This window comes from Azospirillum thiophilum, from assembly GCF_001305595.1.
Lineage (GTDB): Bacteria > Pseudomonadota > Alphaproteobacteria > Azospirillales > Azospirillaceae > Azospirillum > Azospirillum thiophilum.
On the sequence record NZ_CP012406.1, the window covers coordinates 43131 to 62628 of the forward strand.

The 19498-nt window shown below is 68.4% G+C and carries 18 protein-coding genes; 7 read left to right on the forward strand and 11 right to left on the reverse strand.

Features of this window, described 5'->3' with window-relative positions; all coding sequences use genetic code 11:
* Window positions 1-22 precede the first annotated feature (22 nt).
* Window positions 23-1093: a ferritin-like domain-containing protein gene (locus AL072_RS28575; RefSeq protein WP_045584906.1), complete on the forward strand. Its 1071-nt coding sequence runs from the start codon at window positions 23-25 to the stop codon at window positions 1091-1093.
* 99 nt (window positions 1094-1192) lie between these two features.
* Here the strand turns inward: AL072_RS28575 and AL072_RS28580 are convergent, their stop codons facing one another.
* From AL072_RS28580 to AL072_RS28590, 3 genes are read right to left on the reverse strand one after another with little or no spacing between them, the layout of a single operon-like run.
* Entirely contained in the window at window positions 1193-2029 is an 837-nt protein-coding gene (locus AL072_RS28580) for an ABC transporter ATP-binding protein (RefSeq protein WP_045585255.1), read from the reverse strand.
* Window positions 2030-2072: 43 nt separating this feature from the next.
* Window positions 2073-2906 (reverse strand): ABC transporter permease, encoded by an 834-nt coding sequence (locus AL072_RS28585; RefSeq protein ID WP_045584907.1) that lies wholly within the window; start codon window positions 2904-2906, stop codon window positions 2073-2075.
* 28 nt (window positions 2907-2934) lie between these two features.
* Complete coding sequence (locus AL072_RS28590) at window positions 2935-3942, reverse strand: ABC transporter substrate-binding protein (RefSeq protein ID WP_045584908.1); 1008 nt, start codon at window positions 3940-3942, stop codon at window positions 2935-2937.
* 330 nt (window positions 3943-4272) lie between these two features.
* Between AL072_RS28590 and AL072_RS28595 the strand changes: the two genes are divergently transcribed.
* On the forward strand, window positions 4273-5139 hold the full coding sequence (locus AL072_RS28595; RefSeq protein WP_045584909.1) for a 3-hydroxybutyryl-CoA dehydrogenase: 867 nt from the start codon (window positions 4273-4275) through the stop codon (window positions 5137-5139).
* Window positions 5140-5272: 133 nt separating this feature from the next.
* Here the strand turns inward: AL072_RS28595 and thiD are convergent, their stop codons facing one another.
* The 7 genes from thiD to AL072_RS28630 all read right to left on the reverse strand — a co-directional run bounded on the left by thiD (window position 5273) and on the right by AL072_RS28630 (window position 14175).
* The gene (gene thiD / locus AL072_RS28600) at window positions 5273-6073 is read right to left on the reverse strand and encodes a bifunctional hydroxymethylpyrimidine kinase/phosphomethylpyrimidine kinase (protein WP_045584910.1); all 801 of its coding nucleotides are present in this window, start codon (window positions 6071-6073) and stop codon (window positions 5273-5275) included.
* Entirely contained in the window at window positions 6070-7443 is a 1374-nt protein-coding gene (glmM, locus tag AL072_RS28605; protein WP_045584911.1) for a phosphoglucosamine mutase, read from the reverse strand. Before glmM ends, thiD begins: the two co-directional genes overlap by 4 nt.
* 141 nt (window positions 7444-7584) lie before the next feature.
* The gene (gene folP, locus AL072_RS28610) at window positions 7585-8772 is read right to left on the reverse strand and encodes a dihydropteroate synthase (RefSeq protein WP_045584912.1); all 1188 of its coding nucleotides are present in this window, start codon (window positions 8770-8772) and stop codon (window positions 7585-7587) included.
* Window positions 8773-8874: 102 nt separating this feature from the next.
* Window positions 8875-11541, reverse strand: coding sequence for a TIGR02302 family protein (locus AL072_RS28615; RefSeq protein WP_063840391.1), 2667 nt, complete (start codon window positions 11539-11541; stop codon window positions 8875-8877).
* A gap of 235 nt (window positions 11542-11776) precedes the next feature.
* On the reverse strand, window positions 11777-12715 hold the full coding sequence (locus AL072_RS28620) for a DMT family transporter (RefSeq protein WP_045584914.1): 939 nt from the start codon (window positions 12713-12715) through the stop codon (window positions 11777-11779).
* Window positions 12716-12849: 134 nt separating this feature from the next.
* Window positions 12850-13419: a DUF2934 domain-containing protein gene (locus tag AL072_RS28625; protein WP_045584915.1), complete on the reverse strand. Its 570-nt coding sequence runs from the start codon at window positions 13417-13419 to the stop codon at window positions 12850-12852.
* A 147-nt stretch (window positions 13420-13566) separates the two neighbouring features.
* Window positions 13567-14175 carry a hypothetical protein gene (locus AL072_RS28630; protein WP_245637070.1) on the reverse strand — a complete coding sequence of 203 codons (609 nt, stop codon included), beginning with the start codon at window positions 14173-14175 and terminating at the stop codon, window positions 13567-13569.
* A 201-nt stretch (window positions 14176-14376) separates the two neighbouring features.
* Here AL072_RS28630 and AL072_RS28635 point away from each other — a divergent pair, with 201 nt between their 5' ends.
* The 4 genes from AL072_RS28635 to AL072_RS28650 all read left to right on the forward strand — a co-directional run bounded on the left by AL072_RS28635 (window position 14377) and on the right by AL072_RS28650 (window position 18035).
* A complete protein-coding gene (locus tag AL072_RS28635) occupies window positions 14377-15984 on the forward strand; it encodes a bifunctional aminoglycoside phosphotransferase/ATP-binding protein (protein ID WP_045584916.1) in 1608 nt (535 codons plus the stop codon).
* A gap of 192 nt (window positions 15985-16176) precedes the next feature.
* Window positions 16177-17043: a universal stress protein gene (locus AL072_RS28640; protein ID WP_045585257.1), complete on the forward strand. Its 867-nt coding sequence runs from the start codon at window positions 16177-16179 to the stop codon at window positions 17041-17043.
* Window positions 17044-17178: 135 nt separating this feature from the next.
* Window positions 17179-17463, forward strand: a complete 285-nt coding sequence (locus tag AL072_RS28645; protein ID WP_045584917.1) for a hypothetical protein — start codon at window positions 17179-17181, stop codon at window positions 17461-17463.
* 95 nt (window positions 17464-17558) lie between these two features.
* Window positions 17559-18035, forward strand: coding sequence for a hemerythrin domain-containing protein (locus AL072_RS28650; RefSeq protein WP_045584918.1), 477 nt, complete (start codon window positions 17559-17561; stop codon window positions 18033-18035).
* Between the two features lie 103 nt (window positions 18036-18138).
* On the opposite strand, the gene AL072_RS28655 is transcribed toward AL072_RS28650, so the two are convergent.
* Window positions 18139-18654: an adenine phosphoribosyltransferase gene (locus AL072_RS28655; RefSeq protein WP_045584919.1), complete on the reverse strand. Its 516-nt coding sequence runs from the start codon at window positions 18652-18654 to the stop codon at window positions 18139-18141.
* Window positions 18655-18931: 277 nt separating this feature from the next.
* Between AL072_RS28655 and AL072_RS33870 the strand changes: the two genes are divergently transcribed.
* Entirely contained in the window at window positions 18932-19489 is a 558-nt protein-coding gene (locus AL072_RS33870) for a M23 family metallopeptidase (protein ID WP_144428405.1), read from the forward strand.
* The last annotated feature ends 9 nt before the right edge of the window (window positions 19490-19498 follow it).

Below are 19498 nucleotides of genomic sequence, written 5' to 3' on the forward strand. Positions count from 1 at the left end.
GGATAAGGACAAGGAATCCGCCATGCTGAAGATCCAGCCGCACTTCGCCCAGGACATCGACACCGTCCAGGTCCTGCGCAACGCCCTGCAATCCGCCGTCGAGCTGGAGCACGCCACGCTTCCGGCCTACCTGACGGCGCTCTATTCGATCAAGGCCGGCCAGAACCGCGAGGCGGCGGCCATCATCGGGTCGGTGTCGGTGCAGGAGATGCTGCACATGACCATCGCCGCCAACATCCTGAACGCGGTCGGCGGCCATCCGGTGATCGACAAGCCCGGTTTCATCCCGGTCTATCCCGGCCCGCTGCCGATGGGCGTCCATGAAGGGCTGACCATCTCGCTGGGCAAGCTGACCCGCAGCCTCGTCTACGACGTCTTCATGACCATCGAGGAACCGGAGGTCGCGATGGCCTATCCGGTGAAGCAGCCGGCGCTCGCCCTGTTCCAGCAGAAGGCGGCGGCGGCGCAGGAGCCGGGCTTCGCCACCATCGGCGAGTTCTACCAGGCGATCTCCGACGCCATCGGCGCGATGGGCGAGGAGATCTTCACCGGCGACCCGGCCTGTCAGGTGGTGGACAACACCTGGTTCCCGCCCGACCAGCTGTTTCCGGTCGTCGACGTGGCGAGCGCCCAGCGCGCCATCCAGGTGATCGTCGAGCAGGGCGAGGGCTCGCCCCAGTCGCCCCGCGAGGCCGAGAACGAGGCGGCGCTCGCCCATTACTACCGGCTGGCGCAGATCGTCTATGCCCGCCGGCTGGTGAAGGATCCGGACGAGCCGCTGGGCTGGTCCTATTCCGGGGCGCCGGTCGGCATCGATCCGGCCGGGGTGTGGAACCTCTACCCCAACGCCAAGACGGTGGATTACCCGCCGGGAAGCCGCGCCCGCACCGTCTCGCAGCAGTTCAACACCACCTATACGGCGCTGCTGACCTCGCTGCACATCACCTTCAACGGCCAGCCGGAACGGCTGCGCGCCGCCATCGGCCTGATGTACGAGCTGAAGCTGACCGCCGACCAACTGGTGGCGATCCCGCTGCCCGGCACCGACTACGTGGCGGCGCCGACCTTCGAGTATGCGCCGGTGAACGTGTAGCGTAATGGTGTTGGCCCCGTCCCTCTCCCCGCTGAGTGGGGGAGGGACGGGGTGGGGGCAACGTCAGCGCCCATACCACCCCGTCTTCGGTCCGCGTCTTCAATCCGCGGTGACCGAGCGGATCTCGTCCTGGCTGAAGCGCTGCTGCTCCTCCATCACCATCTGCGACAGTTCGCGCTTCAGGCGGTTGAACTCCGGGGCGGAGCCGTCGCGCGGGCGGGGCATGTCGACCAGGACGTCACGCTTCACGGTGCCCGGCCGGTAGGTCATCACGACAATGCGGTCGGCCAGATAGATGCTCTCCTCGATGGAGTGCGTCACGAACAGGATGGTCTTGCCGACCTCCTCCCAGATGCGCAGCAGCTCGTCCTGCAGGGTGCGGCGGGTCAGGGCGTCGAGCGCGCCGAAGGGCTCGTCCATCAGCAGGATCGGGCTGTCCAGCGCCAGCACGCGGGCAATGGCGACGCGCTGGCGCATGCCGCCCGACAGATCCTTCGGGAAGCGGTTGCGGAAATCCTGGAGATGCAGCTTCTCCAGCAGCCGTTCCACCGTCCCGGCGATCTCCGGCTTGGACATGCCCTTGATCTCCAGGCCGAAGGCGACGTTCTGCGCCACCGTCATCCAGGGGAACAGGGCATATTCCTGGAACACCATGCCGCGGTCGGGGCCGGGCTCGGTGATGGTCCGGCCGTCGACGGCGACGGTCCCCTTCGTCGGCGGCTGGAAGCCGGCCACCGCGTTCAGCAGCGTGGACTTGCCGCAGCCCGAGGGGCCGAGCAGGCAGACGAACTCGCCCTTGCGGATGTCGAGGTCGATGTCCTGCAGGGCCACGATCTTCTGGGTGCCGACGGCGAAGGTCTTCTCCACGCCGCGGATGCGGATCTGCACGGGCGCGGCATCGGCGGCGGGCACGGCGTCGGCAACGGTCTTCAGCATGGGCGTCATCTCCATCCCCTCCCTGTCCTGTTTGTGGTTGCGCTCAGTTCTCGAGCCCGCGGTGCCAGCGCAGCAGGTGGTTGTTCAGGCGGTTCATGCCGAGGTCGATGGCCAGCCCCAGCAGGCCGATGGTGAACATCCCGGCGATGATCTTGTCCGACCACATGAACTCGCGCGCTTCCAGGATGCGGAAGCCGAGGCCGGAATTGACGGCGATCATCTCCGACACGATCACGACGATGAAGGCGGTGCCGATGCCGATCCGGGCGCCGGCCAGGATGTAGGGGGTGGCGGCGGGCAGGATGACGCGGACGAACATGGTCAGCCTGCCGGCGCCCAGGTTGCGGGCGGCGCGCAGATAGATGCCGTCGACATGGCGCACCCCGGCGATGGTGTTCATCAGCACCGGGAAGAAGGCGCCGATGGCGATCAGGAAGATGGCGGGCGCGTTGCCCAGCCCGAACCACAGGATCGCCAGCGGGATGTAGGCGATCGGCGGGATCGGCCGCAGCACCTGCATCAGCGGGTCGAACAGCGCATAGACGCGCGGGTTGCCGCCCATGGCGAGACCCAGCGGAAGGGCCAGCCCGGCGCCGACGGCGAAGCCCAGCACCACGCGGTACAGGCTGGACCACGCGTCGAACAGCATCTCGCCCGACAGCGCCCACAGGATCCAGCTGGATTGCGCCGGGTCGTAGGGGTCGGTGGGCAGCAGATAGGCCCACCAGCGCTCCACCACCGCCACCGGCGAGGGCAGCACCACCGGATTGATCAGCCCGGAGGTCGACAGCGCCTGCCACAGCGCGATCATCAGGATGGGCACCAGGGCGCCGCGCAGCAGGATGGCGGGCGAGAAACGGGGCTTGGCTTGGGACATGGGGCGTCCTCCTTCCGCTGGGCCGGGCTCAGTTGGTCTTGACGGCGGTGGTCTTGACGTCACCGGTCTTGGTGGCGGCCTTGGCCTTTTCCAGCAGGTCGAGCTTCACCCAGTCGGCGGCCTTCGGCGGGCTGTCCATGCGGCCGACGCCGAACTTCTGCATCATGTCGGTGGTGACCTGAACATGATGGACCGAGATGTCGTAGCTGTAGGGCGAGTTGCCGATGGCGTCCTTGAAGTCCTGGCTGGAGATCTGGCCCTTGAACATCCGCTCGCGGACGTATTTCTCGGCCAGATCCGGGTCGGCGATGAAGGTCGCCGTCGCCTCGACGAAGCAGCGGACCAGCCGCTCGGCGACGTCGCGCTTCTTGTTGTAGAAATCCTCGGTGATGACCAGCGAGCGGACCGGCTCGCCCAGCTCGGTGTCGTAGGGCTTGATCACCTCGACGCCGAAGCCCTTGTTGATGGCCTGGCTCGACTGCGGCTCCGACTGGGACATGGCGTCGATGCTGCCGGCCAGCAGCGCCTGATTCATGTCGGCATAGGCCATGTAGACGATCTGCACGTCCTTGCCGGCCCGGTCGGACCAGCTCAGCCCATGCTTGGCCAGCTCGGCCAGCAGGATCAGCTCCTGCGCGCCGCCGCGCGGGGTGGCGACCTTCCTGCCCTTCAGGTCGGCGATGCTCTTGATGCCGGCGTCCGGCCTGGCGACGATGCGCGCCCCGCCCTTGGCGAAGCCGGCCACCGCATAGATCGGCACGCCGGACGCCCGGCCGGCGATGGCGGCATCCACCGCGCTGGCGGCAACGTCGATCTCGCCGGCGACGATGGCCGGCAGGATGTCGATGCCCTTGGGGAAGACCCGCTCCTCGATCTTCAGGTCATACTTGCCGGCGATCTCCTTCATGTAGGAAACCGCGCCGTAATGGGCGAATTTCAGGTTGCCGAGTCGGACCAGATCGGCGGCCGAGGCGCCCTGGCCGGCAATGGCGGCAACGGCGAAAGTGGCGGCGGCGAGCAGGGTTTTCCTGAGCATGCGTCTCTCCCATGGGGCTTGCTCCGCGGCCCGTCGCCGCGGTTGTCCCGGGATAGAGCAAGGCCCGTGCCATGATCAGTTCGCCGCGCAAACAGTTGAAAAGCCTCGACCGGGCCGGCGGGGCGACCGCCCGCATCGGCGGATTTCCGCTTGGTCGTCGGAACGGGTCGGCGGAAATCCGCCGATGCGGTTCCCTGCGGCAGGACGACGCGCCGGCCCGGCGGCCCCATTGCCGCATACGACAAGTCATCGCAGCGCAACGAAAAAACGTGTAGAACATGCTGCACTTGCGAACCAACGCACCCGCACGAAAGATAGGGACAAGGAATCATGGCCGAGAGCAAGGGGATCGAAACGGTCGGCGTCATCGGCGCCGGCCAGATGGGCAACGGCATCGCCCAGGTCTGCGCCGTCGCCGGCCTGACGGTGGTGATGACCGACATTTCCGACGCGGCGGTGCAGCGCGGCCTGTCCACCGTCGGCGGCAGCCTGGAGCGTCTGGTCAAGAAGGAGAAGATGAGCGCCGCCGACCGCGAGGCGGCCCTGGCGCGCATCACCGCCACCACCGACAAGGCGGCGTTGGCTGCTTGCGATCTGGTGATCGAGGCGGCGACCGAGAATGAGGATCTGAAGGTCAAGATCCTCAAGGATCTCTGCGCGATCCTGAAGCCCGAGGCGCTGGTCGCCACCAACACCTCGTCGATCTCCATCACCAAGCTGGCGACGGCCACCGACCGTCCGGACCGCTTCATCGGCCTGCATTTCTTCAACCCGGTGCCGCTGATGGCGCTCTTGGAGATCATCCGCGGCATCCAGACCAGCGACGACACCCACGCCAAGGCGATGGCCTTCGCCAAGCGCGTCGGCAAGTCGCCGATCACCGCCAAGAACAGCCCGGGCTTCGCCGTCAACCGCATCCTGTGCCCGATGATCAACGAGGCGATCTTCGCGCTGCAGGAAGGCATCGCCACGGCGGAGGACATCGACGCCGGCATGAAGGCGGGCTGCAACCACCCGATCGGCCCGTTGGCGCTGGCCGACCTGATCGGTCTGGATACCATGCTGTCGGTGATGGAGGTCTTCTACGAGGGCTTCAACGATCCGAAGTACCGCCCGGCGCCGCTGCTGAAGGAGATGGTCGACGCCGGCTATCTCGGCCGCAAGACCGGCCGCGGGTTCTACGACTACAGCAAGTGAGGTGAGGGGGGCGTCGAACCCCCACCTAACCTCCCCCGCTGGGCGGGGGAGGGACTGCCGCCGCTCTCCCGCTTCAGCACCCTAACCCTCCCCCGCTCAGCGGGGGAGGGTTAGGGTGGGGGCTAACGTCCCCTTACGGAAACTCCCGCACCGTGTGCAGGTGGTTGAGCGGGCCGTGGCCGTGGCCCAGGCCCGGCGCGGTCAGGATCGCCGTCTCGACATAGGCGCGCGCCCGCGCCACCGCGTCGCGCGTGTCCAGCCCCTGCGCCAGGCCGGCGGCGATCGCCGACGACAGGGTGCAGCCGGTGCCGTGGGTGTGGGGGGTGTGGACGCGCTTGCCGGTGTAGACCGTCTCGCCCTCCTCGGTCAGCAGCAGGTCGTAGAGGGTGTCGTCCTCCAGATGGCCGCCCTTCAGCAGCACAGATTTCGGGCCGAAGGTCAGGATCAGCTCGGCGGCGCGGCGCATGTCGTCCAGGTCGCGGATCGGGATGTCGGTCAGCGCCTCCGCCTCCGGCAGGTTGGGCGTCACCACCTCGGCCAGCGGCAGCAGCCGTTTGCGCAGGGTCAGCACCGCGTCGGGGTCGAGCAGATGGTGGCCGCTCTTGGCGATCATCACCGGATCGACCACCAAGGGCACGTTGACGGCGCGCGCCTCGTACTCCGCCGCCACCGCCTCGATCACCGCGGCGTTGGCGAGCATGCCGACCTTCACCGCGTCGGCGCCGATGTCGTCCAGCACCACCCGCATCTGCAGGGCGACGAAGGCCGGGTCGACCGGCACCACGCCATGGACGCCCAAGGTGTTCTGCGCCGTCAGGGCGGCGATGGCGGTCATCGCATAGGCGCGGAGCGCGCTGACCGCCTTGATGTCGGCCTGGATGCCGGCGCCGCCGCCGGAATCCGACCCGGCGACGATGAGGACGCGTCCCTTCATTGTGCTGCCTCCAGAGTGCGGGCGGCGTTGGCCCGGATCGCATCGGCGATGTCGGCGACCACGCCATGGACCAGAGCCTCGTCGTCGCCCTCCGCCATCACACGGATGAGCGGTTCGGTGCCGGACTTGCGGATCAGCAGGCGTCCGCCCGCTGCCAGTCGCGCCTCGCCGTCCCGGATCGCCTGCTTGACCACGTCATCCTCCAACGGCCGGCTGCCGGCGGCAAAGCGGACATTGGTCAATTTCTGCGGGACGGGATCGAAGACGCGGCAGACCTCGCTGGCCGAGCGGCCGTCGGCCTGGATCAACACCGCCAGCACCTGCAGCGCGGCGATCAGCCCGTCGCCGGTGGTGGAGTAATCGGACAGCACGACATGGCCCGACTGCTCGCCGCCGACATTGTAGCCGTGCTCGCGCATCATCTCGACGACATAGCGGTCGCCGACCGGGGTGCGGGCCAGATGCAGCCCCAGCCCGCCCAGATGGCGCTCCATGCCGAGGTTGGACATCACAGTGGCGACCACGCCGCCGCCACGCAGCGTCTGCGAGCGTGCCCAGGAGGTGGCGATCAGGCTCATCAGCTGGTCGCCGTCGATCGGGCGCCCGGCCTCGTCCACCATGATCAGCCGGTCGGCGTCGCCGTCCAGCGCGATGCCGAGATGGGCGCCGTGGGCGACCACCTGCTCCTGCAGGGTCTGGGTCGCGGTGGCGCCGCAGCCCTTGTTGATGTTGGTGCCGTCGGGGCCGACGCCGACCGGGACGACGTCGGCCCCCAGCTCGTACAGCACCTTGGGCGCGACCTTGTAGGCGGCGCCGTTGGCGCAATCGACGACGATCTTCAGCCCGTCCAGCCGCAGGCCGCGTGGGAAGGTGTTCTTCACATATTCGATGTAGCGGCCGGTGGCGTCGTCCAGCCGGCTGGCGCGGCCGAGATCGGCCGGGCCGGCGAGGTCTGGGGCGAAGGGCAGCGCCATGCGCGCCTCGATGGCGGCCTCGACCTCGTCCGACAGCTTGTAGCCGTCGGGGCCGAACAGCTTGATGCCGTTGTCCTGGTACGGGTTGTGCGAGGCGGAGATCACGACGCCCATGTCGGCGCGCAGGCTGCGGGTCAGCATCGCCACCGCCGGGGTCGGCAGCGGGCCGACCAGCACCACGTCCATGCCCATCGAGATGAAGCCGGCGGTCAGCGCCGGTTCCAGCAGATAGCCGGACAGCCGGGTGTCCTTGCCGATCACCACACGGTGCCGGTGGTCGCCGCGGCGGAATTGCAGCGCGGTCGCCATCGCCACGCGCAGCGCCGTCTCGGCGGTCATCGGGTCGACGTTGGCGGTGCCGCGGATGCCGTCGGTGCCGAACAGGTGTCGCGTCATGAAAACCTCGTGCTGGAACCGTCTTCGGCCCCGGATGTCGGATCGCGGAGCCGGAAGCGCAAGCGAAGGATGTTTCTTCACCCGCCGGCCCCGCCGGGTCAAGCATCCTTCGGCGGCTGCGCGAAAGGGTTGCAGGGGTGCTTACAGGGGGTGCAGCCCCTCCCAAAGGGCGCGAGCCTGCGCCGTTTCGGCGACGTCGTGGACGCGCAGGATCTGGGCGCCCTGGTTCAGCGTCTCCAGCCCGGCGGCGAGCGAGCCGGCCAGCCGCTCCCCCGGCGGCTCCCCGCGCGACAGCCGGGCGATGAAGGTCTTGCGCGACAGCCCGATCAGCACGGCGCAGCCGAGCGCATGATACAGCGCGGTGTGGCGCAGGATCTCCAGATTGTGCTCCACCGTCTTGCCGAAGCCGATGCCGGGATCGACGGCGACGCGCTCCGGCGGCACCCCGGCGGCGGCACAGCGCGCCACCCGCTCCTCCAGCCAGTCGAACACGTCCAGCGCGGCGTCGCGGTAGCTCGGGGCGGCCTGCATGGTGCCGGGTTCGCCCTGCATGTGCATCACCACCACCGGCGTGCCGCTGCGCGCCACCACCGGCAGCGCGTCCGGATCGCCGAGCCCGGCGATGTCGTTGACGATGCGGGCGCCGGCCGCCGCGGCGGAGGCCATCACCCGGGCGTGGCGGGTGTCGACCGAGACCACGGCGCCCTTGGCGGCGAAATGGCGGATGACGGGCAGGACGCGCGCCTCCTCCTCCTCCGGCGGCACCGGGGCGGCGCCGGGGCGGGTCGATTCGCCGCCGATGTCGAGGATGTCGGCGCCGGCCGCCAGCAGCGCCTCGCCATGGGCGATGGCGGCGGCGGGGTCGAGGAAGGCGCCGCCGTCGGAGAAGCTGTCCGGGGTGACGTTGACGATGCCCATGATGCGCGGCCGGTCGAGCGCCAGCCCGCCGAAGGGCGCCCGCGCCCGGGTCAGGGCGCCGAGCTGGCGGTCCAGCGCCTCGGCCGCGGCGCGCGAGCGCTCCCAGCCCCAGGCCATGATCTCCGACAGCGGCGCGAAGGCGCGGTCGATGCGGCTGCCGCCGTTACCGCCGTCACGGCCATCACGGACGATCAGCTCGGCGGCGGAGAAGGCGAACCGCCCGCCGGCCAGCGGCACCGCCGCCCCCTTGGCCCAGGCGGCGATCGGCATCAGACCGACCGGCCGCAGATAGACCCGCACCCCATCCTCCGCGGCCCAGGGGCAGAAGCCGGCCAGCGAGCCGGCAGCCGATTTGGGGGCCGATCTGGGAGCTGCCGCCTTGGGTGCGGGAGTCGCGGAGAACGGCGGCATCGGGAACCCCCTTCAGGTCACGGGACAGGCTGCGCCGTTCCTGGCACGCGGCCGGCGGGATGGCAAGGGGGGGCATTCCCAACGGACGACGGTGCCGGCCGGTCAGAACTGCTTGAGCAGCCGGTCGATGTAGTTGCGTTCCTCCTGCGGGCGGCCGTATTCGCCGGAGCGGCGGCGCAGCTCGTCGAGGATCTCGCGGGCGCGCTGGAGTTCCGACTGTTCCGGGATCTTCACGTCGTTGGAATCCTGCATGCCGTAGCCCGACGGGCGCCGGCCGAGCGGGTCGCGGCCGCGGTTGCCCTGGCGGGGCATCTGGCCCTGCTGGCCGCCCATCATCGCCGGCCCCTGGCCCATCATCATCTGCTGGGCCATCTGCTCGGCCATGCCCTGCATGCCCTGCTGGAGCTGCTGCATCGCCTCGGTCTGCGACGGCACGGCGGCACCGGGGGCGCCCTGCTGCAGGGCCTGCGCCGCATCGCGCATGGCGCGCTCGGCCTTGCCCAGCGGCTGCGGGATCTCGCCGCCCTGCTGCTCGCCCATGCGGCGCATCAGCTCGCCCAGCTGGCGGCGCAGCGCCTCCTGCTGCTCGGCCTGCTTCTGCAGGGTCGGGCTGCCGGGGGATTGCTGGCCGTTCTGGTTGCGGCGCTGGCTGTTCTGCCGGCCGCGCGGCTGCTCGCCCTGCTGTTGCTGGTCCATTGATTCCTGCGACTGGCGGAAGCTCTGGTCCAGGAGCTGCTGCTGCTGCTGGGCCAGCTTCTGCAACTGCTGCATCATCTCCCAGGCCTGCTGGTTCTGCTGCTGCTGGCCGTTCTGCGGGTTCATCTGGGCCATGGCGCCGGAGCGCATGTTCTCCAGCATCTGCTGCAACTGGGACAGCATCTGGCGGGCGGCGTCGCGCGAGCCGGTCTGCGCCATTTCGCGCATGCGGTCGAGCATCTGCTGCAGATCGTTGCGGTCGGTCATCTGGTCGGCCATCTCGGGCGGGACCATGGGAAGCTGCTCGCCGCGCTGGAGCGCCTCCATCATCCGCTGTTCCATGGCGTCCATGAACTTGTCGAGCGCCGCCTGCAGCTCGTCCATCAGGCGGTTCAGCTCCTCGTCCGAGGCGTTCTTGTCCAGCGCGTCGGACAGCCGCTTCTCGGCATCGCGCAGATCCTTCTCGGCCAGCGACAGGCCGCCATCCTCGATGCGCAGCGCGGTTTCCCACATCAACTGCTGCAGGGCGGGGACGGACTCTGCCTCCTGGTCCAGCATCAGGCGCGCGATGGCGGTGCGGAGCGACAGGAAGGCGACGATGTCGTCGCCGTAGGTGCCGGGCCGGGCCGAGATCTCCGCCAGCGCGCGGGCGACGTCGACCCGCGATTTCTGCGGGCTGCGGGTCAGGATCTTGCGCTGGGCGATGATGGCGCGGGCGACGGGATGGTTGAAGATCCGTTCCGGCAGGGTGACGGCGGCATCCTCCGAGCGGCCGGTCTGGCCGGCACCGTCGGTGGCGGTCAGCCGCACCGTCACCGGCAATCCGGCCCAGGGATGGGCGGTCAGATCCTGGAAGGAATTGCCATGGGCCTCCTTCGGCCGGACCCCGGGCAGCGACAGCGGCAGGGCGAGCACGTCGTCGGCCCCGGCCGGCGTCTCCGCCGCCTTCGGGGCGTCCTTCCTCGTCGTGTCCGCAACCGGCTGCGGCTCCGGCGCGAGGCGGACCTCGGCCTTCACCTCGGTCAGGCCGTAATCGTCGCGGGCGGCATAATCGAGCTTCAGCGCGCCGCGTTCGGCGGCGGCGGGCGGGCTGGCATGGGCGATGATCGGCGCGCGGTCGGGCACCACCTGGATCGGCCAGGATCCCAGCGTGCGGCCGCCCTGGGTGACCGCGATGCGGGTGCCGCCGGTCACCGGCTTCTGTACCTGGAAGTTGGCAGAATCCACCGCCTCGAACGGGCCGGACCGGTCGCCGGCCTCCAGGCTGGGCGTGCCGCCGCCGCCGGTGACGCGGGCCAGCACGAGGCTTCCCTGCGGCACCTGGACGATCCGGTCGGCCGGATGCTGGCCCGGGGGTTGCGGGCTGCCGGGCGGCTGCCCGTCCGGGGCGGAGGCCGAGCCCGACTTGAGGAAGACCGGCGGCAGGCCGGTGTAGTCGGGCGGGTTGATCCACAGATCGAGCGTCGCCGCGGCCGTCGCGGTGCCGCCGGCCAGCCGCGGGGTCAGGGCGGCGGCCAGCCGCGGGCGCCAGTCGCCCCAGGAGGCGGCCCCGGCCACCACCAGCGCCAGGATCACCAGGGCGCGCAGGGCGTAGCGGTCATGGCTCGGCACCTCGGTCCCCGGCCAGGCCACGCGCAGGCTCCGCATCGCGGCGCGGGTGCGCTCCTGGTGCAGGCGCCACAGCGCCTGGGCCATCGGGTCGTTGCCGGCCGGCCGGTCGCGCAGGGTGTGCAGCGGCCGGTGGGCGATGCCGCTGTCCCGCTCCAGCCGACGCCGGGCCTCGGCCTCCGCGGGCGCGCGGAAGCGGCGGAGGCCGATGGCGAGCGACAGCAGGAAGGCCGCCGCCAGCACCAGCAGCGCGGCGCCGTGCAGCCAGCCCGGCAGCAGGACCAGCAGATTCAGCAGCGCCAGCGCCAGGAAGGCGCCGAGCACCGTCAGCGGCGCCCACAGCGCCGGCCCCAGCCGTTCCCACAGCAGCGCGGCGCGTGCCTGCGCCAGCCGGAGGCGCGGTTCGTATAACGGCGCTTCGCGGGAGTTGGCCGTCTGCGGGTTGGCCGTTTGCAAGCTGGCCATTTGCGGGTTGGTTGGCCGGTTACGGCCCGGCCCGGCGTCGCGTCGCTCGTTCTGCTTCATGCCGCCCCCTTCGCGCCGAGATGCGGCCGGTCGGACGGTCCGGCCCGCGATCCGGCGACAGCGCACCAGTCATATAGGCGCGGCGGGCCGGTTTTGCCCAGCGGCGCGATGGTACAGCCCATCACCCCGCAATGGCGAAACTGTGGCAAGCCGTCACGCTGCCGTAAAGTCGCCGTCAGTCGCCGTCGCCGGGGGGGAGCGGCTTGGTCGGGGTGGCGCGGCGGCGGGTCTCGCGGTGCAGGATGTAGAGGCCGCTCGCCATCACCACCGCGGCGCCGGCCACCATGCTGCCGGTCGGCACCTCGCTCCACAGCAGCCAGCCGAAGAGGACCGCCAGCAGCAGCGAGGTGTAGTTCAGCGGCGCCACCACCGCGGCCGGCGCCAGCGAATAGGCCCGAGTCAGCATCAGCTGGCCGCAGCCGCCGAGCAGCCCGGTGGCCAGCAGCAGCAGCCAGTCCAGCGGATCCGGCGTGACCCAGGAGAAGGGCAGCGACAGCCCGAGCAGCACGGTGGTCAGCAGGGTGAAATAGAAGACGATGGTGTCCGGCGGCTCGGTGCGGCTCAGCTGGCGGATGGCGATCATCGCCAGCGCGTTGGTCAGGGCGCCGGCCAGCGCGATGATCGCGCCCAGATTCATCACGTCGCCGCTCGGCTGGACGATGATCAGCACGCCGGCGAAACCGACCAGCACGGCGCTCCAGCGGTGGATGCCGACCTTCTCGTTCAGCAGCGGCACCGACAGCGCGGTGAGGAACAGCGGTGCGGCGAAGTTCAGCGCGATGGCGTCGCCCAGCGGCAGCAGGTGGAAGGACCAGAACATCGCGACCATGGTGGTCAGCCCGATCAGCGACCGCCCCATATGGCCCCAGGGATAGCGGGTGTACAGCGTGGAGGCGAAGCCCTTGCCCAGATGGATCGCCAGGCAGACCGGGATCAGCGCGAACAGGCTGCGGAAGAACATGACCTCGGTCACCGGCAAGCGGTCCATCAGGAGCTTGGCCAGGACGTTCATGATCGAGAAGAACAACACCGACGCCAGCATCGACGCGATGCCGAGCGGTGCGTTGTCGATGCGCCTGTGCGGCTTGGAGAGGGCTTGCGGCGGGACGGTCACGGTGTCCCGAGCCTATCAAGCGAAACCGCCCGCGTCACGGTGTCGCGACGCGGGCGGTCATGCCGACAGGGTATGGCGGCGTTGCAAGCGGCCGCCCAACCATTTGATGATGTTATGCTTTGACGCTACGATCGTTATGACTTGAACAGGCCGGAGACTTCGGCCTCGGCGCGCAGCCAATGCTCCTGCTCGCGGCCCTCGGGGCAGCCTTCCTCCTGCCAGATCGCATAGGCGCGCTCCTGGATCATGCGGTTGCGCTGGCCGCTCAGCAGCCCCTCGGCGATGTTCATGTTCAGCCGGGCCAGCGAGATCAGCCTGCGCTCCTCGATCGTGCCCTGGGTCGCCAGCATGGTGGTGGAGACGACGAACTGCGCCAGATTGCGCAGGTTGGCCTTCACCTCCGGCTCGACCGGGCAGTCGCTGTTCAGCAGGACGGTCTTGATCGCGATCCACAGCTTCAGGTTCTGGTCCAGCGCGACGGTCACCTTTTCCGGCGTCTCGGACTCCAGCAGGGAGCTGGCCGCCTGCAGCAGGACGATGCTGTCCTGTTCGACCGACGCGAAGTTGGTCCGCAGGATGGTGTCTGCCCAGCTTTCGACAGGCGCCTCGAACACCGGCGCGGCGGCAGGAGCGGCGACAGCGGCGGTGGCGGCGGGAGCGGTGGCGGGAGCGGCAGAGGCGGCGGTCTTGCGCTTGGTGGCCATGGTGGGTTCCCCGGGGAGCGTTCGGTCCGCGTCCACTTGAGCCAACCATGTTTAAAATGCCGTTAAGACGCTACCGATGCGGGCGTTGTCCTGCCGCCGGACGCCGCGACACGATGTCCTGCCGCCATCGCAGGATCGGGGGCGGGGTCAGGGACCGCCGAAAGGCAAGCGGTAATAAAAGCCGAAGACATTGTTGGCACCCGCCGCCGGGTCGCCAGCGGCGGCATCGTTGACGATCCGGCTGTAGCCCAGGCTGAAGCGCGACTTGTTGTCGAATTCGTAGCCCAATTCCAACTGCGAGCGGAACTCGGTGCCGGGTCCGCCCTCCCGCCGCACGGTCGGCAGGGTGCCGGCGCCGACGCTGGGGGTGAAGACGAAGGAGCCGAGCGGCACGTCGATCAGCACGCCGCCCATCAGGCCGGGCAATCCGCCGGAGACGGCGCCCGTAACGCCGCCGCCAAGGCCGGTCACGGCGCCGCGCGGTGTCAGGCTGCTGCCGGTGCCCGGCCCGATCCAGGGCTGCACGCTGGCATAGGGTTCGATCTGCGGGATCAGCGAGCCGCCGATCCGCATCTTGCTGTTCAGGACGGTGATGTTGCTGTCCGCCGGGGGCTGCAGGCTGTAGGCCAGCCCGCCCAGCGCCCAGTTGCCGAAGCGGCCGTCGGCGTCGATGGCCTGCGCGCCGGCAGTGCCCGGAACGGCGAGCGCCAGCAGGGCGAACAGGCGGATATGCAGGCGGCTGAACAGGCGATTCACGGGCACCCCCTCCCGGTGACGCGTCGATTCGACCAAATGGTCCGGCAAACGGTCCGGCAAACGGTCCGGCCACTATAACGAAGGGGCGGCGCGGCTGTCGCATGGAGTATCGGCGCTACCCCTAGGATGTCGGTGTCGGCATCCGCGTTTCAACCATGAAAGCGCGGGCGGCACCGATGCGGATTCTGTTATGATCCGAACATGACCGCGCATCCCACCGAACCGCATGCCCGACTGGGACGGCAAGAGGAGGTGATCGCCTTTCTCGGCGATCCGCGGACCCATGGCGGACAGGCGGTTGAGCGGATCGACACCCATGCCGCTCTGGTGTTCCTGGCCGGGGACCGCGCGCTGAAGCTGAAGCGGGCGGTGCGCTATCCCTATCTGGATTATTCGACGGTGGAGAAACGCCATGCGGCCTGCGTGGCGGAACTGGCGGTCAACCGCCGCACCGCGCCGTCGCTCTACCGCGGGCTGCTCGCCGTCCGCAGCGGGGCCGGCGGCCGGCTGACCCTCGATCCCGAACCGGTCGAGGATGTTGGGGCGGCTCCGGCGGACGGGGCAGCGGCAGGGGCAGCGGCGGGCGAACCGGTGGACTGGCTGGTGGCGATGGCCCGCTTTCCCGCCGACGCCCTGCTGGACCGCATGGCCGGGCGTCACGCCCTGACCCCGGCCCTGATGCGCCGGCTGGCCGAACGCATCGCCGCCTTCCACGCCGAGGCGGAGCCCCGGCCCGACGGCGGCGGGGTGGCGGCGATGCGCGCGGTGGCGGACGGCAATCTGCTGGATCTGCGCGCCGCCCCCGACCTGTTCCCGGAACGGGAGGTGGAGCGGCTGGCGGAGCGCACCGCGGCGGCGCTCGACCGGCTGGCGCCGCTGCTGGAGGAGCGGCGGCGGGCCGGCTTGGTCCGGCATGGCCATGGCGACCTGCATCTGCGCAACATCGTCCTGCTGGACGGCGAGCCGACCCTGTTCGACGCCATCGAGTTCGACGAGGCGCTGGCGGTCGCCGACGTCTTCTACGACCTCGCCTTCCTGCTGATGGACCTCGACCATCGCGGCCTGCGGCCCTTGGGCAATGCGGTGCTGAACCGCTATCTGGAAGAGACGGCCGATTACGGTGGGCTGGCGGCGCTGCCGCTGTTCCTGTCGCTCCGTGCCGCGGTCCGTGCCAAGGTGCTGGCCGCCGCGTTGCGGCTCGGCGGCGGCGGGGGCGAGGAGGGGGCGGTGGCGGAGGCGCGGCGCTACCTGGAATTGGCGCTGGCGGCGCTCGATCCCGTGCCGGCGCGGCTGGTCGCGGTCGGCGGCCTGTCGGGAACCGGCAAGACCCGGCTGGCCGAAGGGCTGGCGCCCGGGCTGGGCCCGGCGCCCGGCGCGGTGGTGCTGCGCAGCGACGTCCTGCGCAAGCGGCTGTGCGGCGTTGCCGACACCGGCCGCCTGCCGGCGGAGGGCTATGCGCCGGCGATGACCGGGCGCGTCTATGACGAGCTGTACCGGCGGGCGGCGGCGGTGCTGGCCGCCGGCCATGCGGCGGTGGCCGACGCGGTCAGCGCCCGGCCCGACGAGCGCCGCCGCCTGGAGGCGGTGGCGGCGGCGGCAGGGGTGCGGTTCGACGGGCTGTGGCTGGAGGCGCCGCTGGCCACGCGGGTCGAGCGTGTGACAGATCGTCGCAATGATGCCTCCGACGCCGATGCGGGCGTGGCCGAACGGCAGGACTCCTACGATCTGGGGAGGATCGGCTGGACGCGCCTGGATTCTGGCAGGGTTGCAGCGGATGTGCTGGACGACGCCCGTGGAAGGTTGTCCTAATTCCGGAACGGACGGCGTGTCAGGGCCGGGAGTGGAGAGTTGGGGGGTTGCGGCTTCGCCCCGGGCCGCGGACCGTCGCGTCGATGGGATGCATCGATGGGGCAAATGACGGCTGGGGGAATCGTCCGTCGCACCGGCGGGCGGACCGCCGCCGTCCGGGAAGGGCCGCTCGAACCGGTCCGGGAGGAGTCCATGACCTACAAGACCATCCTTGTGCCGCTGTGCGGCAGTGACAACGATCCGGTGGCCCTGAAAGGCGCGGTCGCGGTGGCGCGCGATTTCGACGCCCATCTCGTCGCCCTGTTCGTCCGCCTCGACCCGCGCGATGCCGTGCCGATGCTGGGCGAGGGCATGTCCGGCGCCATGGTCGACGAGATCATGCGCGCGGCCGAGACGGAATCGGACAACCACCGTGTCGCCGCCCGCCGCCATTTCGATGCGGCCATCGCCGCCGCCGGATTCGAGTTGCGCGACGCCCCCAGCGGGATCGAGGCGCCGTCGGCGTCCTGGCGCGAGGTCGTCGGCCGGATCGAGGACGTGGTGCCGGCCGAAGGCCGCCTGTCCGACCTGATCGTCTGCGCCCACACCACCGTCGAGGCCGACACCCAGGGCTACACCACCATGGAGACGGCCCTGCTGGGATCGGCCCGGCCGGTTCTGCTGGTGCCGAAGGAACTGCCGCCGGAGATAGGCCGCAGCGTCGCAATCGCCTGGAACGGCAAGATCGAATCCACCCGCGCCGTCGCCGCCGCGCTGCCCTTCCTGCGCAGCGCCGACCGCACCGTCGTGCTGACCGCCGAGACCTCGGTGACGGAGGCCGCGACCGGACGTCGCATCGCCGATTATCTCGCTTGGCAAGGGGTTAATCCTGAGTTAACGGTATTGCATCCGGGATCCGAGTCGGTTGGAGAGGCGGTCACCAAGAAAGCCGTCGGGCTGGGCGCCGACCTGTTGGTCATGGGCGGCTACGGTCACAGCCGGATGCGTGAGATGATCCTGGGCGGTGTCACGCGCTACGTGCTGAATCATGCCGGGCTGCCGGTTCTGATGGCCCACTGATAGTCAGCCGATCCTGCCGCATGGGGTTCCTGCCGCCTGAGTTAGGCGGGGGTTCCATGCGGCGATGGCCGTTTCCGCCGGATCGGCATGTCCCTGGCCGCAGGGAGGCCCGGCCGTTCCCGGGAGGAACGCGCCATGTTGACGATCAAGGACTGCATCGCTCTCAGCGACCTGACAGAGGCCGAGATCGACGCGATTGCCGAACACGAACACCTGCCGGAGATGGTGGCGGTGGAGATGGGCCATTGCCTGGCCCACTGCGCCGGCGGCCCGGACCGCATCGCCCACATCATCGCCGACGACATCGCGGAGGCCTGCGCCCACGGGCGCACCGCCCACGCGGTGGAGTTGATGCACACGCTGCGGGAATTCGTCGATACGCATCCTCAAGGGCATTCGGAGGAGCATCGGGAGGGTTGAAGTTCCGGAGCGGCCGGGCGGGAACAGTCGGGGTCCGGCGGGGTTCTTCTGGCAACCCTTCACGCAATGCCCCCAGACTTCCAAGGACCCCGACGATGGCCCGCAAGACCACCGAAGCCCAGCCCGATAGCAACATCTTCGCCCGCATCAAGGCCGATCACGACACCATCCGCAGCCTTCTCGACCGCACCGAGGAGGCCAACGGCAGCGGCCGTGCCGTGTTCGAAGACCTCCAGCGCGAACTGTGGGCCCATTCCAAGGTCGAGGAAGGCGTGTTCTACGCCTCGCTGAAGAAGGCGAAGGAGGCGAGGTCCGAGACCATCGAGGGGCTGAACGAGCATCACCTGATCAACGGCCTGCTCGACGAGCTGAACGCGATGAAGACGACCGACAGCGGTTGGAAGGAAAAGCTCCAGGTGCTGGGCGAACTGGTCCGCCACCACCTCGACGAGGAGGAGGAGGAACTGTTCGAGGAGGCCAGGGACGTCCTGGACGACGACCGCGCCGCCGAGCTTGGCAGCCTCTATGCCGACCGCAAGGACCACATGATGGCCGGCCTGGCGCCGCTGTAAGGCGCCCGAATCTCCGGAGATCCCCTCCCCGATGCAGGAAAGGCCCCTCTCCGGCATCGGGGAGGGGCCTTTCGCGCGTCAAGGAACCGGCACCCGCGCCGCCTTAGGAATCGTAGGCCATCAGCGAGACGCTGGGCACGTCGATGCGGTCGCGGCCATTCAGGAAGGTCAACTCGACCAGGAAGGCGGCGGCGCACACGTCGGCGCCGACCTGGCGCAGCAGGCTGATGGCGGCGGCCATGGTGCCGCCGGTCGCCAGCAGATCGTCGAGAACCACCACGCGCTGTCCCGGCTTCACGGCGTCGGCCTGTACCTCGATGGTGTCAGTGCCGTATTCCAGGTCGTAGGAATGAGCGATCTTGTCGCCGGGCAGCTTGCCGTGCTTTCGCACCATCACGAAGCCGATGCCGAGCGCCAGCGCCAGCGGGGCGGCGACCAGGAAGCCGCGCGACTCGATGCCGACCAGAAGCTCCGGCCGGTGCGGGCGCACGGCGTCGGCAAGCCGGTCGATCGCCGCTTTCCAGGCCTCGCCGTTCGCCAGCAGCGGCGAGACGTCGTAGAACAGGATGCCGGGCTTCGGAAAATCCGGAATGCCGCGGATGTGGTCTTTCAGGTTCATCACGTAACCGGTCCAAGTAGGAATAAAGCATTTCTTTTAATTCCAGATGCGCCTTCCGGGAAAGGAAATTTCTAAATTCTGCGATAACTATATAAATAAGCTGCAAAGCTATGAATAAATAAATCAAAAATTTTGATTCCATCAATAATTCATGAATAATATTCATGCAATACAAACGTATTCACCGAGATAATATTGGCAGTTCTCAAAAATTTAACTTTTTCTGGATATATATGCATATGATAAAATTGGAATTTTTACCAAAAGGAGAATCTCTGTGGCCAAAAAATCCGATCCCTCTTTGATAAAAAAGCTGTCATCCGTCTTGTTCAAGAAAGATTCTATTGTGATGTCGCAGGATTACCTCGCCTATTATGACGTGATGATGGGGCATCATCCAGGTATCGATTATGCCAGTCCAACAGGAACTCCGGTTTATTCTCCATTCGATGGAAAGATATCCGTCTCCGGAGATACCAATAGGGATGGGGTGCCGGATGATAAATATGGATGCGTGATAATGGAGATAACGGTAACGCCTAATCAGAAATATGCTTTCATGTTTGCGCATCTCTCGGTGATATCTGTAAAGAAGGACAATTACGTATATCGGGGCGATATTATTGGTTACAGCGGGAAAAGAGGCACCGGTCGGTCTCATCTTCATGTCGAATGTAGAGTGAGCGGGAAAAAAATGATGGCAAAATATTTTCCGACTGAGAAAGATAATAAAACAAACTACAATCCAACGTTTATATTGGAACTATGGGAGGCTTATAACCTGAAAGAGACTGAAATTCCCTTTCCGATCAGAAGGCCGGTGTATCTGGCTTAAAAGTGATTT

Excerpts from the sequence above, each read along its gene's own strand:
- AL072_RS28575 (WP_045584906.1), top strand. The coding sequence starts at position 23 with ATGCTGAAGATCCAGCCGCACTTCGCCCAGGACATCGACACCGTCCAG.
- AL072_RS28580 (WP_045585255.1), bottom strand. The coding sequence starts at position 2,029 with ATGCTGAAGACCGTTGCCGACGCCGTGCCCGCCGCCGATGCCGCGCCC.
- AL072_RS28585 (WP_045584907.1), bottom strand. The coding sequence starts at position 2,906 with ATGTCCCAAGCCAAGCCCCGTTTCTCGCCCGCCATCCTGCTGCGCGGC.
- AL072_RS28590 (WP_045584908.1), bottom strand. The coding sequence starts at position 3,942 with ATGCTCAGGAAAACCCTGCTCGCCGCCGCCACTTTCGCCGTTGCCGCC.
- AL072_RS28595 (WP_045584909.1), top strand. The coding sequence starts at position 4,273 with ATGGCCGAGAGCAAGGGGATCGAAACGGTCGGCGTCATCGGCGCCGGC.
- thiD (WP_045584910.1), bottom strand. The coding sequence starts at position 6,073 with ATGAAGGGACGCGTCCTCATCGTCGCCGGGTCGGATTCCGGCGGCGGC.
- glmM (WP_045584911.1), bottom strand. The coding sequence starts at position 7,443 with ATGACGCGACACCTGTTCGGCACCGACGGCATCCGCGGCACCGCCAAC.
- folP (WP_045584912.1), bottom strand. The coding sequence starts at position 8,772 with ATGCCGCCGTTCTCCGCGACTCCCGCACCCAAGGCGGCAGCTCCCAGA.
- AL072_RS28615 (WP_063840391.1), bottom strand. The coding sequence starts at position 11,541 with ATGGCCAGCTTGCAAACGGCCAACCCGCAGACGGCCAACTCCCGCGAA.
- AL072_RS28625 (WP_045584915.1), bottom strand. The coding sequence starts at position 13,419 with ATGGCCACCAAGCGCAAGACCGCCGCCTCTGCCGCTCCCGCCACCGCT.
- AL072_RS28635 (WP_045584916.1), top strand. The coding sequence starts at position 14,377 with ATGACCGCGCATCCCACCGAACCGCATGCCCGACTGGGACGGCAAGAG.
- AL072_RS28640 (WP_045585257.1), top strand. The coding sequence starts at position 16,177 with ATGACCTACAAGACCATCCTTGTGCCGCTGTGCGGCAGTGACAACGAT.
- AL072_RS28645 (WP_045584917.1), top strand. The coding sequence starts at position 17,179 with ATGTTGACGATCAAGGACTGCATCGCTCTCAGCGACCTGACAGAGGCC.
- AL072_RS28650 (WP_045584918.1), top strand. The coding sequence starts at position 17,559 with ATGGCCCGCAAGACCACCGAAGCCCAGCCCGATAGCAACATCTTCGCC.
- AL072_RS28655 (WP_045584919.1), bottom strand. The coding sequence starts at position 18,654 with ATGAACCTGAAAGACCACATCCGCGGCATTCCGGATTTTCCGAAGCCC.